12 protein-coding genes are annotated in these 14,291 nt (G+C 43.2%); 7 read left to right on the top strand and 5 right to left on the bottom strand.

The window, feature by feature from the left end; genetic code table 11:
• The first annotated feature begins 43 nt into the window (after positions 1-43).
• The 3 genes from IQ276_RS29630 (at position 44) to IQ276_RS29620 (ending at position 3,513) form a co-directional block, all read left to right on the top strand.
• Positions 44-1,081, top strand: coding sequence for an NADP(H)-dependent aldo-keto reductase (locus tag IQ276_RS29630; protein ID WP_193912887.1), 1,038 nt, complete (start codon positions 44-46; stop codon positions 1,079-1,081).
• Between the two features lie 169 nt (positions 1,082-1,250).
• Positions 1,251-2,378: an aryl-sulfate sulfotransferase gene (locus IQ276_RS29625; protein WP_193925858.1), complete on the top strand. Its 1,128-nt coding sequence runs from the start codon at positions 1,251-1,253 to the stop codon at positions 2,376-2,378.
• Between the two features lie 463 nt (positions 2,379-2,841).
• Positions 2,842-3,513: a glutathione S-transferase family protein gene (locus IQ276_RS29620; RefSeq protein ID WP_193925982.1), complete on the top strand. Its 672-nt coding sequence runs from the start codon at positions 2,842-2,844 to the stop codon at positions 3,511-3,513.
• Positions 3,514-3,592: 79 nt separating this feature from the next.
• Here the strand turns inward: IQ276_RS29620 and IQ276_RS29615 are convergent, their stop codons facing one another.
• Both IQ276_RS29615 and IQ276_RS29610 read right to left on the bottom strand, forming a co-directional pair.
• On the bottom strand, positions 3,593-4,075 hold the full coding sequence (locus IQ276_RS29615) for a hypothetical protein (RefSeq protein ID WP_193925980.1): 483 nt from the start codon (positions 4,073-4,075) through the stop codon (positions 3,593-3,595).
• A 147-nt stretch (positions 4,076-4,222) separates the two neighbouring features.
• Positions 4,223-4,750 (bottom strand): hypothetical protein, encoded by a 528-nt coding sequence (locus tag IQ276_RS29610; protein ID WP_228043333.1) that lies wholly within the window; start codon positions 4,748-4,750, stop codon positions 4,223-4,225.
• A gap of 33 nt (positions 4,751-4,783) precedes the next feature.
• Here IQ276_RS29610 and IQ276_RS29605 point away from each other — a divergent pair, with 33 nt between their 5' ends.
• Entirely contained in the window at positions 4,784-5,011 is a 228-nt protein-coding gene (locus IQ276_RS29605; protein ID WP_190881794.1) for a hypothetical protein, read from the top strand.
• Here IQ276_RS29605 and IQ276_RS29600 read toward each other — a convergent pair.
• Positions 4,979-5,431 carry a cupin domain-containing protein gene (locus IQ276_RS29600; RefSeq protein WP_193920773.1) on the bottom strand — a complete coding sequence of 151 codons (453 nt, stop codon included), beginning with the start codon at positions 5,429-5,431 and terminating at the stop codon, positions 4,979-4,981. The genes IQ276_RS29605 and IQ276_RS29600 overlap by 33 nt on opposite strands.
• Positions 5,432-5,637: 206 nt before the next feature.
• On the opposite strand from IQ276_RS29600, the gene IQ276_RS29595 reads away from it, so the two are divergent.
• The 3 genes from IQ276_RS29595 (at position 5,638) to IQ276_RS29585 (ending at position 8,536) form a co-directional block, all read left to right on the top strand.
• Positions 5,638-7,185, top strand: a complete 1,548-nt coding sequence (locus tag IQ276_RS29595; protein WP_193920771.1) for a hybrid sensor histidine kinase/response regulator — start codon at positions 5,638-5,640, stop codon at positions 7,183-7,185.
• A 105-nt stretch (positions 7,186-7,290) separates the two neighbouring features.
• On the top strand, positions 7,291-7,671 hold the full coding sequence (locus tag IQ276_RS29590; protein ID WP_193920769.1) for a response regulator: 381 nt from the start codon (positions 7,291-7,293) through the stop codon (positions 7,669-7,671).
• Positions 7,672-7,786: 115 nt separating this feature from the next.
• Complete coding sequence (locus IQ276_RS29585; protein ID WP_193920767.1) at positions 7,787-8,536, top strand: class I SAM-dependent methyltransferase; 750 nt, start codon at positions 7,787-7,789, stop codon at positions 8,534-8,536.
• Between the two features lie 37 nt (positions 8,537-8,573).
• Here the strand turns inward: IQ276_RS29585 and IQ276_RS29580 are convergent, their stop codons facing one another.
• Together IQ276_RS29580 and IQ276_RS29575 are read right to left on the bottom strand one after the other, a co-directional pair.
• Positions 8,574-9,530 (bottom strand): GGDEF domain-containing response regulator, encoded by a 957-nt coding sequence (locus IQ276_RS29580; protein ID WP_190881787.1) that lies wholly within the window; start codon positions 9,528-9,530, stop codon positions 8,574-8,576.
• Positions 9,530-13,987, bottom strand: a complete 4,458-nt coding sequence (locus IQ276_RS29575; RefSeq protein ID WP_235116085.1) for a PAS domain S-box protein — start codon at positions 13,985-13,987, stop codon at positions 9,530-9,532. The genes IQ276_RS29580 and IQ276_RS29575 overlap by 1 nt, the downstream gene beginning before the upstream one ends.
• Positions 13,988-14,291 lie beyond the last annotated feature (304 nt).

Raw genomic sequence — 14,291 nt, 5'->3', positions numbered from 1 at the left:
GTGAGAAATTATCAAAAATTGCCGTTTTCTTTAACTGAAGAATATGAAATATAACCAACTTGGCAACAGTGATTTAAAAGTTTCTGAAATTTGTCTGGGCACAATGACCTATGGACAGCAAAATACCATCGAAGAAGCCCACGATCAGCTAGATTATTCTATTGCCCAAGGAGTCAATTTTATTGATGCGGCTGAGATGTATCCAGTACCTACAAGTGCCGAAACTTATGGATTAACTGAAACTTATATCGGCGAATGGTTAAAGCATCAACAAAGAGATAAAGTTATTATCGCTACTAAAATCGCCGGCCCTGGTAGAGGCTTTAAATGGGTACGTAGTGGAGCCAAAGCAATTGACCGTGATAATATTAAACAAGCTGTAGATGATAGTCTCAACAGATTACAAACAGATTATATAGATCTGTACCAAATTCACTGGCCCGATCGCTACGTGCCACGGTTTGGACAAACAGTCTTCGATCCCACTCAAATAGGAGAAACGGTACCCATAGCAGAACAGCTAGAAGTTTTTGCCGATGTCATTAAAGCAGGTAAAATTCGCTATATCGGTTTGAGTAATGAAACTCCTTGGGGAGTCACTCAGTTTAGTAACATTGCTAAACAGTTAGGATTGCCCAAAGTTGTTTCGATTCAAAATGCCTATAACTTGCTCAATCGAGTATTTGACGGACACTTAGCAGAAGCAGTTTATTACGAAGAAATTGGGTTACTAGCTTATAGTCCTTTGGCGTTTGGTTTCTTAACTGGCAAATACTTAAATGGTAAACCAGAGAAAGCAAGAGTCAGTTTGTTTGAAAATTTTGGTCAGCGGTATCTAAAACCAAAAGTCAGCGAAGCAGTAAAAGCTTATGTGGAAATTGCCAAGCGTTATCAACTCAGTCCAGCACATCTAGCTTTAGCATTCGTGCGGAGTCGTTGGTTTGTGCCTAGCACAATTATTGGTGCTACAACACTCGAACAACTCAAGGAAAATCTGGAAAGCGTGGATGTAGTTCTTGATAAAGACATTTTGGAAGAGTTGGATAAAGTTCATGCTCAGTCACCGAACCCAGCGCCGTAGGAGTGGGGAGTGGGGAGTGGGGAGATGAGGGGGATGAGGGGGATGAGGGAGATAAGTTGTAACAACTCTATAAAAATTCTTTCCTGACTCCCTACTCCCCACTCCCTACTCCCCACCTTCACCAATCATTTTTAGCTTGACAGAGTACTAGATATTTACCAGGTAGAATATGACTTTTACAGCAACATTGGTTGACCAAAATACTATTCGTCGTCGGGGTACTGGTTTAAAGGCTTACAATCCCGAAAAAGTCTTCAAGGGATACACACTTTTTACGCCCCTGACAGGTCAAGGTGAAGTTTACCTCTTGAATTTGGAAGGAGAAGTAGTACACCAATGGAATCTGCCATATGCACCAGGATTATATGGTTATCTCTTACCTAATGGCAATTTGTTTTATAACGGTAAGACTCCACCAGAAGAACCACTACGTTTTGCGTTGTGGGCTGCATTCAAAAGTGGTGTTGTTTTAGAAGCAGATCCTAAGGGGAATATTATCTGGGAATATAAGCATCCAGACCACCATCACGATGGACGCAGACTAGCCAATGGCAACACAATTCTACTAGCCATTGAAAAAATACCCCAGTCTTTGGTTCCTCGAATTAAAGGCGGCGTAACAGGTACAGAAGCGAATGGTGATATCTATGCTGATGTGCTTTATGAAGTGACTCCAGCAGGTGAAATTGTTTGGACTTGGCACGCCTGGGAACATCTCGATCCCGATATATTTACGATTACTCCCCAGGATCATCGACACGAATGGACTCATGGAAATACTGTAGGTGAACTCGCCGACGGCAACATTATTGTCAGCTTTCGTAATATATCCACAGTGGTGATTATCGATCGCCAAACCGGAGAAATCATCTGGACGCTAGGAGATGACGTACTAGCACAGCAGCATTTCCCCAACGAATTAGCTAACGGTAATATCCTGATTTTCGATAATGGCGCACATCGCCGTCACACTGCTCTGAATTTCTCCCGTGTGATTGAAGTCAACCGTCAAACAAAAGAGATAGTTTGGGAATACACCGATAGCCCGCCCCAAAATTTCTTTAGTTCCTACATATCAGGAGCGCAACGTTTAGCAAATGGCAATACCTTAATTACAGAAGGTGCCTACGGTCGGATATTCGAGGTGACAACTACAGGAGAAATTGTTTGGGAATACATCAACCCCCACTTTGCAGCTCGGAATATTCCAGGTGAGAAATCGCCGGTCAGTCGTGGGGAACAAAATTCAGTTTTCCGCGCCTTCCGTTATGCACCGGAAGAAATACCCTGGCTTTGAGGGTATTGGGGACTGGTGATTGGGGACTGGGGACTAGGGACTGGGTATTGGGTATTAGGTATTGGGTATTAGGTTAGGAAACCTCTTTCCCAGTCCCCAGTCACTAGGGCGTGTTTTCAAAGTCTTAGATCCCCCCAACCCCCCGATAAATTGGGGGGCTGAGAGTCTCTTAAAGTCCCCCTTTTTAAGGGGAGCCAGTGCGGTCTTCTCCCAAGGGGAGACGCCAAGGGCGATAGCGCAGCGTTAGCGAGTCCGCGAGCGTCTGGGGGTTTCCCCCATGAGCAACTGGCGTGGATTTAGGGGGATCTAAAAAGTTAGGAGGCTAAACAAGTAGTTTGAAAACACGCCCTAAGCCCCCAGTCCCCAGTCCCCAATCCCCAGTCCCTCTTTAAGATTTGGGATCTTGAATAAAAATTCAATTCTCAATACTGTTCAACAAGTCCTATTTACCAAGGAATTAAAAATGTCTGAAATCAAACTATACAGTGCAGTTGTTTGTCCTTATGCTCATCGTACCCGCTTGGTACTTCAAGAGAAAGGCATTGACTTCGATTTGATTGAGATTGATTTGCAGAATCCACCGGAGGGCTTTAGGAAGGTTTCTCCTTATGGTAAAGTCCCGGCAATCACTCATAATAATGAGCGAGTTTGGGAATCAGCAATCATTAACGAGTATCTAAATGAGGTATTTCCTAATCCACCTCTGTTACCCAGCGATCCTATTGCTAGGGCGCAGGCTCGCATCTGGATCGATTTTGCTAATACCAGGTTTGTTTCTGCTTTTTCTAACCTTCTGCGAAGTTCAGATATTCAAAAACAAGAAGAAGCGAAGCAGGAACTATACAAACACTTGGAGTTTATTGAAAACGAAGGTCTAGGAAAACTATCTGGGGAAGGTCCCTACTGGTTTGGTGAATCCATCAGTTTGGTTGATTTGACCTATTTCCCCTGGTTTGAACGCTGGGCTGCACTCAAAGAGTATCGTGGCTTTGGCATACCCACTGAATTCACCCGTCTGAGACAATGGAAGCACGCCCTAAAGGAGCGTGAATCTGTAAAGGCGATCGCTAACTCCAAAGAATTTTACATCCAGCGATATGCTAAATTCGCTGCACCTACTCCTGTTGCTGTTTAATCAATAGAGTTTCGCAGTGTTCAGATCCCCGACTTCTTAAAGAAGTCGGGGATCTGAAGAAAATAGGATTGTTAGATTATCAAATCGTTGCTAATGCCGGCTCTGCCAAAAAATATTTCAAATTTTCTTTCTCTGTGGCGAATTTCAAATACACAGATGCCATTTCTGGTGTTAGAAATTCAATCATTAATCTGTTTTCCACCCAGAACTCAATCACATCAAAAAAAGAATCGCGGTTACAACGCACTACGCGCCAGCCTTCACGGGCACCAATTTGTTCAATCTCTTTCTGGCTGGTGGGTACAGAAATAGCTGCATGAATATCTGTAAATCTCGAACTAATAGCAGTACACACAAATACAGCTTCATCATCACCTTCACCAGGCTCTATTTGAGAACCTAAAGGATAAAGTTCAATGGCTGTACCATGTTCATCGAAAGGTATAACCATATAACTACCTGGGTTAGGAGGAAAAGGAACAGCTTTTGCTTTTAAAATTTCCCCAAGAACTTGGGCAACATGGTTAGGGTTTTTAACAGCAATTGAAATATGGTGAATCATATGAATAACCTCAGTTCGATATTTTGTAGATTACGAAACAATGGGGGAAAACTAGGGGAGACAAATCTGAAAGAATTTTGGATTGAAGAAAAATCCAAAATTTAAAAACGTTTGTATGGGTGTGTAGGGGCGCATAGCTATGCGCTCCTACTGAGGTCGCCCATAATGAGCTTTACCTTGACCGTCAGTAGTTTCAAGCACTAGAACTTGCTGGCCGTACTCATTCGTCTGAATCGACCATTGGTAGGTTTCAGGTTTTGCTGTATTGCGGCTAGAGTAGGTGCGCCCGCTATTGCAGATTTGCCCTTTGGATGTGCTGTCGCTGGGTTGGAAAGTCAGGCGTCCAGCCTCAACTTTAACTTTGCCTTTTTCCTCTATGAACAGGTTAGACGAGCAGTTGTAGGTGGTGATTTGAATCAGCCTGTTTCGCTGGTAGCTACCGTTAGAGGCGAGTTGAAATTGATCGCTAGAACCGTTCGGGGCTGCTGGCTGCCCTGTGTAGCTGTCTTGGTATTGGATGGATGAGATTCGACCGTAGCGCCACTCACCTTGCAGTTCGGTAGGCACTCCAGCATCATTTTTACCCGCCTGACTGGCGCTGGGGTAAAAAACAAGGCTGGCACTGAGGCTCAAGCTGAGGGCACTAGCAGCGAACAGGCGAGTGGCTTTTGGCATGGAATTGAGTTGCTTCTTTGTTATTGAGTACATATGACTTTTTTAGAAGTAGATTTATCAGGAAGAATTCAGGAGTCAGGAGTCAGAATTCAGAATAAAGAATTTATGGATTTCCAACAAATAAATTATTCAATTTTGTGGGGTGGGTGTCTTGCCAGCTTTGGGGTATGGGCGGGCAAGATGCCCACCCCACAAGAAGTAGTTGAGTATTTTTTATTGGTCGGTTTATTATGCAATAAACTGCAATCCATGCTTGACTAAAACAGGCTGTACTTTCTCCATATTGAACGAGGAGCTATCAGCTACTTCACCCATTTCTTCATAAAAGTTTTTCGCTCCCTTGGGTGCAATTAAAACTAGGAATTTAGTAGTAGCAGAACGAACTTTGAAGGCGTGTGGTGCGTTGTGAGGAATATTAACGAAAGAGCCTGGTGATGCCAAAATTGTTTCTGTACCAACTTGGATGTCTATTTCCCCTTCAAGAATATAAAATGCTTCTTCCCAGGGGTGAGTATGCAGCGGTGGGCCATTTTCTTGTGTATCTGTAATTTCATAAACTGTCCAAGCTCCATTTGTTTCTTCACCGGTTGCTTTGGTTGTAAAATGTCCACCAAGTATTGAAAATTGATGACCTTCTCCTGGTGTTAGAATAATTGGTTTACGTATGGTTGAAGTTTGCATATAAGTTACTCCTTAGTTGTGTAATTTAGTAAAGGTGAGCTACAAACTTGATTTAATGTTTATTAGATTAGTGATCAATCGGGGAGAAGTAGGGGAAATAATCGGGTAATTGGTATTTTTTTTGTAACTGATTATTAAGAAACTGAACTAACGTGAAAATTTCTAGGAATAATGAGTAACCTATTCTGGCTAAAGTCGATATTGTGATGCTTAACGAGTCACTCAAATTCCCCAAAGCTGACATTTTGGTAATTGATGACACACCAGAAAACCTGAACCTCCTATCTGCCATGCTGACGGAACAGGGGTATAAAGTTAGGAGTGTAACTAAAGGTTCTACGGGATTACGAGGAGCAAATGCAGTTCCTCCTGACTTGATTTTGTTGGATGTGAATATGCCTGAGATGAATGGCTATGAAGTCTGTCAAAATTTGAAGGCAAACGATCGCACTCGTGAAATCCCGGTAATTTTTATCAGCGCTTTGGGTGATGTGCTAGATAAAATAAAAGCTTTTGCAGTTGGCGGGGTAGACTATATCACTAAGCCTTTTCAACTAGAAGAGGTTTTAGCACGCATTGAAAATCACTTGACGATTCGGCAATTGCAACAACAACTCCAAGCCCAAAATCAGCAGTTGCAGCAGGAAATTGACAATCGCACTAAAGCAGAAGAGAAGTTTACTAAGGTTTTTCGCTCTAGCCCCAACCCAATTGCGATCGCCACAGTTTCCGAAGCTCGTTTTCTTGATGTCAATCCCAGTTTCTTAAGGATCAGTGGCTATTCTTTAGAGGAAGTTATTGGACACACTGCCACTGAACTTGATTTGGGTAAAAATACAGTAGCATTCGCCCAGAAAATTCAACTTCTGCCCAAAACTGGCTCGCTTTACAATCAAGAATTGGAATTTTCTACTAAGTCTGGTGAAGTCAAAATTATACTAATATCTATCGAATTAATTGACCTAGCCGGAGTACCGTGTGCTTTATTAATTGTCAATGACATCACCGAACGCAAACGCCTAGAAAACGAGTTTATCTCTTTAGTCAGTCATGAATTGCGTACACCTTTAACTTCCACAATGGGAGCATTAGATTTGTTGGGTTCAGGACAACTAGGAACTCTCACCCAACAAGGACAAAAAGTCCTGAGCATTGCGACAACTAATACTGAACGCCTGATACGTTTAGTGAACGATATTCTCGATTTAGAGCGGATGAAATCGGGCAAAATCTTCATGCGACAAGCCAAGTGCAATGTCGCCGACTTGCTAATTACGGCAACGGAAGCAATGCAAGCAATGGCAGATAAATTACAAGTCCAACTAATTCTTAATCCTTTGACAATTGAACTTTGGGCAGATGCCGATCGCCTGCTACAAACATTGACAAATTTACTCAGTAATGCTATCAAATTTTCTGAACCAGGCGATCGCGTGTGGATTGGTGCTATCCTCTCAGAATATAAAACCGTTGAGTCCCAAGAAAATCAGCATTCCCTGACTTCCTCACCCAACTATGTTTTAATTACAATCCAAGATGAAGGACGAGGAATTCCTGAAGATAAATTACAAATTATCTTCGAGCGTTTTCAGCAAGTAGATGCATCTGATTCCCGTAACAAAGGAGGAACAGGTTTAGGACTTGCCATTTGTCGGAATATTGTGCAACAACATAACGGTAAAATCTGGGTTCAGAGCATTTTAGGTGAAGGTAGCACATTTTATGTGTTGTTACCTTTAACTAGCTCTACATAGCAGCTTTTATCTAGCTAATTTCCCCGACTTTTCCCCGATCGCATTTTAGAATAATTGCAGACCGATCAAGCCAACCAGCATCACCTATGATGTGAAAGTGACACTATGAATAGAAGTATCTTGATTGTTGATGATGAAGAAGATGTGCAGGCGATCGCCAAACTGGGATTAGAAATGGGTGCTGGTTGGAACGTGTTGACTGCTTGTTCTGGTCGGGAAGCGTTGAATGTAGCTGCCAACTTTAAACTTGATGTTATTCTACTAGATATGATGATGCCTGATATGGATGGGCGTGCCACCCTGCAACAACTCAAGGCTAACCCCGTCACTCAGTCAATTCCCGTAATTTTACTAACTGCTAAAGTCCAGGATGCGGATCGAGATAGCTTTACAGGCTTAGATGTAACTGCTGTCTTTGCCAAGCCTTTTCGTCCTCTGAAACTAGCAGCACAAATCAGTGAAGCATTGGGTTGGCGATCGTCGTAAATTTACTCTGCCCATAGTAACCTGAAAACAGGGAATTATTATTTGCTTCCTTGGACACACAAACCAAGACAAAAAGCTAATTGATCTAGGTATTTTTTGTATCGAGTAAATAGCAATGACAGCCTACTATGACTCCATAGCCGAGCAATATAAAAAATCCAAACAATTGCCCTTTCGTCTGCATATTGAGGCATATACATACTTTAATTTGCTTGGCGATTTGGTTGGCAAATCACTCCTCGATTTGGCTTGCGGAGAAGGATTTTACACCAGACAATTCAAACTCCAAGGTGCAGCAAAGGTGATAGGGGTAGAAATTTCTGAAAAAATGATTGCACTGGCAAGAGAAGAAGAAGCCAGAGAACCCCAAGATATTGAATATATCCTTGGTGATGTACTCGAACTCGGTAAAATTGGTAGCTTTGATCTGGTGGTGGCATCCTTTCTCCTAAATTATGCTCAAACGAGAGAACAACTACTCAAAATGTGTCAGAGCATATTTATCAACCTGAAACCAGGTGGTCGTTTTGTCACCATCAATAATAATAGCTCTCAACCTCCTGCGTCCTATCTCGCAACCAAAAAATATGGATTTATCAAAAGCATAAACTCACCATTAATAGAAGGCACGCCGATAACATATACAATTTCTGCTAATGAGCAAAAATTCAGCTTTGATAACTATTACCTCAGTACAGAAACTCATGAATGGGCGTTCCAAAGTGTTGGTTTCCAAGAGGTTCGCTGGCAAAAACCAATAGTTTCTCCTCAAGGGTTAGAGGAATTTGGTGAAGAGTTTTGGCAGAATTTTATTGACTATGTGCCCATAATTGGTATTGAGTGTGTCAAAGGGATTGGGGATTAGGTATTACAGCAGAATTCTGCTGTATGTTTGCAGTTCGTCACTTTTGGGTAGCTAGGATGTTTTGGACAAAGCGATCGCGTCCTGCTGTTTTTGCTTGATACAATGCCCGATCTGCTGCGGCAATCATTTCTTCCAAGTCAGAATTTGTTTGAGGAATTTCTGTGGTAAACCCGGCACTCAGGGTTACATAAGGACTAACTTGTGAATTCTGATGAGGAATTGCCAATGTCCGGACAGCATCGCAAATTTTTTCGGCAACATGAGTCGCCCCTTGGATGTCTGTATTAGGTAAAATTATGGCAAATTCTTCGCCACCATAACGAGCAACTAAATCTCCAGGACGTTTGATAATATCTTTGATGGCTTGAGCAATTTTGATGAGACAGCGATCGCCTACTCGATGCCCGTAAGTATCGTTATATGATTTGAAGAAATCAACATCGCAAAGAATCAGAGAAAGTGGGCGTTGTTCTCGTTTCATCCGCTGCCACTCTTGGTAAAAATACTCTTCAAACCCCCGGCGGTTTGCGACTTCAGTTAATCCGTCGATACTAACTAATCGCTGCAATTCCAGATTCACAGCTTCGAGTTTTTGTTGTAACTGAGATTGTTGAATTAAGCGTTTTACCCGTTGTCGCAAAACTGGCCAGTGAATCGGTTTGGTAACATAGTCCATTGCCCCTACTTCAAATGCACGGTCAACTGACTCTTCATCCTCAAGTCCTGTAATCATTAATACTGGAGTGTATTTACTAGAATCAAGAATTTGCAACTGAGTACAACACTCAAACCCATCCATGTCGGGCATCATGGCATCAAGGAGTACTATGTCTGGGTGGAGTTGCTTAAACACAGTTAAAGCCTCTATGCCATTTTTAGCTTCCACTATTTGATACGCTTCCCGCTCCAAGAAATTGCGTAAGATCATGCGGATAAACGGTTCATCATCAACAATTAAAACTAATGATTGGCTTTCTTGAGGGGTGGCTTTCATTATGCTTCCTTGGCAAGTTCTTTTTGTAAGGCAGTTTTAACTTGTTCATATTCTTGGTGTAGTTGTGATATGGCGTCTAGGCTGGTTTGTAATTTGTTGCTCCGTCCTTGTGCTTCTAATTGCCTGCAAAGTTGCGCCAGGGTCATCGCCCCTACAGAGGCGCTACTGGATTTGAGTTGGTGTGCTGTCTTCCATAGAGTCTGGGCATCTTCAGTAGCGATCGCTGTGCTGATATTTTGTACCAGTCTGGGAGTTTCTGTAAGATAACACTCAATTAGTTCTGCAAATGCAGCACGATCTCCTCTGAGTATATTCCGCAAGGATTTGAGAGTTTTGGCATCAATATTGGCACTATAGAATGTCGGGTTTGGGTTTTCCTGGAGGATATTGGCCGGAGGTTGCAATTCCCCAGACATTACCAGGTCTTGTTTACTTCTTTGAGGTGGGCATTTGCTGAGTGCTTGGGCTAACTCTTCCAGCTGAACAGGTTTACTAATGTAGTCATTCATCCCAGCAGCCAGACAAGCTTCGCGATCGCCCCGCATGGCATTAGCAGTGATCGCAATGATATAGGGACGAAAACCAACTTCCCATTGTTGACAAATTCTCCGAGTTGCTTCCAACCCATCCATTTCGGGCATGTGGATATCCATTAACACTACGTCATAGGGCTGTTTTTGCAAAGCTTTCAACACTTCTAGCCCATTGGTTACTACATCTGCCTGATAACTCATTTTTTGTAGCATTAATAGAGCAACTTTCTGATTAACAACCGTGTCCTCTGCTAAAAGAATCCGCAGTGGCGATCGATGTGCCAAATGCGGATCGACCAAGGGAGAATGAGAATGAGAAATACTAGCCCGAATCGGCTGATTACCCAAAACACGGGTAAAAACATCGTAGAGTTGAGACTGTTTAATTGGTTTGCTCAAAGAGGCAGCAAACTGCACATCACCAAAATCGAGGGAGGTTTCTAGTTTACCCAAAGGGGTCAGCATCACCAAAGGCAGATTTGAAAAGCCAGATTGCTTGCGGATTTGACGAGCCAGGGTGAGACCATCCATTTCTGGCATCTGCATATCCAAAATGGCAATATCAAACTGCGCTCCCTGAGCAAGTTGAGCTAAAGCTTCTTTACCAGATTTGGCAGCATAAGTTTGCATCTTCCAAGACTCTGCTTGCAAGCTAACAATTGTGCGGTTGGTGAGATTGTCATCTACAATCAACAGCCGCTTTCGGGCCAGCTGCACTAGCAAACTGCTAAATTCAGCTTGTTCTGCCATAGCAGCTACTTGGGCTTTAATGGTGAAGTAGAATGTTGAACCTTGGGAAAGGTAAGAAGATGATAATTTTTTACTTTTCCATGTGGAGCCGGGATCGCCACCAACAAACCCCTGACTTTCTACCCAAAGGGTACCGCCCATCATCTGACTGAGCCGCTTGCTAATTACCAGTCCCAGTCCTGTACCGCCATATCGTCTAGTCATGGAAGCATCACCCTGAGTAAAGGGTTGAAATAACCGTTCTATTTTTTCTGGTGCAATGCCAATACCTGTATCTTTGATGGCAAATTGAATTTGGACTGGGGATTGGGTACTAGGGACTGGGGACTGGGTACTAGGGACTGGGGACTGGGTACTAGGGACTGGGGACTGGGTACTAGGGACTGGGGACTGGGTACTAGGGACTGGGGACTGGGGACTGGGTACTGGGGACTGGGTACTAGGGACTGGGGACTGGGTACTAGGGACTGGGGATTGGGTACTAGGGACTGGGGACTGGGTACTAGGGACTGGGGACTGGGTACTAGGGACTGGGGACTGGGTACTAGGGACTGGGGATTGGGTACTAGGGACTGGGGATTGGGAAGAAGTTTCTTGAGTTAAATTCCCAGTCCCCAATCCCCGGTTCCCAGTCCCCAATCCCCGATCGCCAGTCCCCAATCCCCGATTCCCAGTCCCTAGTCCAACAGAAAGTACCACTTCTCCGTTTTCAGTAAACTTGATGGCATTGTTGAGCAGATTCATCAAGACTTGGCGCAGACGTGTTAAATCGCCGATGATGTAAGTGGGAACTTGCGGCTCGATCAGGTAAGCTAATTCGATATCTTTTTGGGCGGCTTTCGGGGCTAAAAGGTAGATGGCCTGTTCCACACAAGCTCTCAAATCAAAAGGCTGTTCTTCTAATTCCAACTTCCCCGATTCAATTTTGGAGAAATCTAGAATGTCGTTGATGATGGTGAGCAAAGCATCTCCACTACTGCGGACTGTTTCCACAAAGTCTTGTTGTTGGGGCGTCAGGTCCGTATCCAACAGCAGACCTGTCATGGCAATAACCGCATTCATGGGAGTACGAATTTCGTGGCTCATCATCGCCAAAAACTCACTTTTTGCTAGATTTGCGGCTTCTGCCTGGCGTTTTGCTCGCTCCAAGGCAAAGTTTTTCAAGGTGAGTTCTTGACGTTGGCGGGTTTCTTGTTCTAGTAATTGAGCTTGTGCTAAAGCAATACCCAACTGAGCTGCCACTGCTTCTACTAATTCAATTTCGTCTTGTGTCCACTGGCGAAAATGGCTACATTGGTGAAGAATTATAGCACCATTTGGTTCTCCTTGATAAGAGGTACGGACACAGAGCATGGATTTCAGCCCGATTTCTTGGCAGGTAGACTCAGCCCCCTGAAGTAAAGCATCAACGTAGACATTTGGGGAGGCGATCGCACTTTCTTGTGCCATCATCTGCTCAGCATGGGGATTGTTAGTTATTAAAACTTCCAAGTTGGATATCGAGCAGTGACCGGGAGGCACATTATACTCTGCTACTAGGGGAATTAGGGGAATGGAGTCATTAATGTAAGAATGAATTAAACAGCGATCGACTCTAAATGCTTGTCCAATTTGAGTAGCAGCCGTCTCAAAAATTTTGCTGGTGTCCAAACTTTGACGAATTTCTTGAGTAATTTGTTCGAGTAATAAAGTTCGATGTAATTGCCTCTGCAATGCCTCTTTAGCTTGTTTGTTTTCGGTAATGTCGTGATTGACACTAATAGTGGCAACAGTTTGTCCCTGTTCATCCTGTAAAGATGCTACAGTTGTTTCGCAAATTCCCTCACTACCATCTTTGCGAATAAAATGTATTTCTCCTGACCAGCGTCCTTGCTGGTTGATTGTTTGGAGAACTTTGGCACTTAATCCTGCGGCTTCTTCAGATTTATGTAAAATACTTGGAGTTTTACCTAAAACCTCGGCTTTGGTATAGCCAAACATGCTTTCAGCAGCTGGATTCCAATCAATGATACTTCCTGTTAAATCTGTGATCATCACGCCATCGTGCATGTTTTCAAAGGTGAGGGCTTGGTGACGCAGACGGGCTTCGGCAAGTTTGCGTAAGCGAAGTTCGTCGTAGACATCGCTAATATCTGTCTGAATGCCAATGAAGTGACTTAATTTGCCATTTTCATCATGGATAGGAGAAATACTCAATTCATTCCAAAACAACATGCCATCTTTGCGATAATTGCGGAGAACCACTTTACAACTTGTTCCCGCTTTAATGGATGACCGCAGTTGTTCGAGTGCTGGTTGTTCGGTATCTGTGCCTTGCAAAAATCTACAGTTCTGCCCAATCACATCTGTGGTACTATAACCTGTTATCCGCTCAAAGGCAGGGTTGACATAAATAACCGGATTATATGCAAGCCTGGCATCAGCAATAATAATTCCATTATTAGTAGCAGCAAGCGCCCTCTCCCTGAGCCTCAAGGTTTCTTCCACCAGCTTCAAATCAGTAATGTCAAACATAAATCCCCTGAGCATTGTAGGAGTTCCGGCTTCGTGAACTACCGTCACAATGTGTCGCAGCCAAACAACTCGCCCGTCGCTTGCTAGCATTCGGTATTCTAATTCGTGATTTTCGCACCTAGCAGTTGCCTGTTGACAAAAACGAACTGATTTTTCTCGGTCGTGTGGATGTAGATGATTGACCCAAAAGTTTTCCTCGTACCACTGGGCGATGGGATAATTTAGTAAGTTTACCGCTTGCGACCCAACGTAGATAAATCGCCCAGTTTTCAAGTCTAATTCCCAAGGAATGACTTTGACAGTTTCCAACAGCTGCCGCAGACGATTTTCATTGGTGCGGAGGGTAATTTCTACCTGTTGTTGTTCAAAAATTCTCTGAGTTAACTCCTGATTTATTGCTGCTATCTTTTGGTTACTGGCTTTCGTTACTAGGGCGAAATAAATTGATAATGTCACGGTGCTGGTAACCAATAACCCAGCAACAAATAACCCGGTAATCATTGCAAATTCTGCTAAGGACTCAGTGATTGGCAACGGGAGTTTTTGCCACAGTAAGATTACGGAAATTGAGAATAAAATCCCTAGCAACAGTGCTAGGAATTTTCTTTCGCGGCAAAATTTCACAGCTTTTAACCAATCACGTCGGTGCTGTTTGACCACTTATTAACCCTCCAGCACTTTCAGGGCTTTTTGTACTAACTTTCACTTTTAAGTAATCTAAAATATCAATAGCAAGGGGAGAATTACTGAATTTTTTGGAAGTAGAATATTTGTATTTTTAACGAAAACCTTCACCATAAGGGGATAAGGGGACAAAGAGATGGGGAGAGGACTTGCGGAAAACCCCATCAAAGATAGAGCTTCCCTTGTCTGCCTTCCCATTATCTCCTTATCCTCTTGAGTTTACCAACCAGAGAATTTTGAAGTGAAGCCTGGATTGGAATCTAGAGTTGTGACATTTGAG

The organism is Desmonostoc muscorum LEGE 12446, from assembly GCF_015207005.2.
In the GTDB taxonomy this organism is placed as follows: Bacteria; Cyanobacteriota; Cyanobacteriia; order Cyanobacteriales; family Nostocaceae; genus Nostoc; species Nostoc muscorum.
The sequence above is the reverse complement of the archived record's forward strand: the minus strand, read 5'-3'. Positions and strand labels throughout refer to the sequence as shown.

Excerpts from the sequence above, each read along its gene's own strand:
- IQ276_RS29630 (WP_193912887.1), top strand. The coding sequence starts at position 44 with ATGAAATATAACCAACTTGGCAACAGTGATTTAAAAGTTTCTGAAATT.
- IQ276_RS29625 (WP_193925858.1), top strand. The coding sequence starts at position 1,251 with ATGACTTTTACAGCAACATTGGTTGACCAAAATACTATTCGTCGTCGG.
- IQ276_RS29620 (WP_193925982.1), top strand. The coding sequence starts at position 2,842 with ATGTCTGAAATCAAACTATACAGTGCAGTTGTTTGTCCTTATGCTCAT.
- IQ276_RS29615 (WP_193925980.1), bottom strand. The coding sequence starts at position 4,075 with ATGATTCACCATATTTCAATTGCTGTTAAAAACCCTAACCATGTTGCC.
- IQ276_RS29610 (WP_228043333.1), bottom strand. The coding sequence starts at position 4,750 with ATGCCAAAAGCCACTCGCCTGTTCGCTGCTAGTGCCCTCAGCTTGAGC.
- IQ276_RS29605 (WP_190881794.1), top strand. The coding sequence starts at position 4,784 with ATGACTTTTTTAGAAGTAGATTTATCAGGAAGAATTCAGGAGTCAGGA.
- IQ276_RS29600 (WP_193920773.1), bottom strand. The coding sequence starts at position 5,431 with ATGCAAACTTCAACCATACGTAAACCAATTATTCTAACACCAGGAGAA.
- IQ276_RS29595 (WP_193920771.1), top strand. The coding sequence starts at position 5,638 with ATGCTTAACGAGTCACTCAAATTCCCCAAAGCTGACATTTTGGTAATT.
- IQ276_RS29590 (WP_193920769.1), top strand. The coding sequence starts at position 7,291 with ATGAATAGAAGTATCTTGATTGTTGATGATGAAGAAGATGTGCAGGCG.
- IQ276_RS29585 (WP_193920767.1), top strand. The coding sequence starts at position 7,787 with ATGACAGCCTACTATGACTCCATAGCCGAGCAATATAAAAAATCCAAA.
- IQ276_RS29580 (WP_190881787.1), bottom strand. The coding sequence starts at position 9,530 with ATGAAAGCCACCCCTCAAGAAAGCCAATCATTAGTTTTAATTGTTGAT.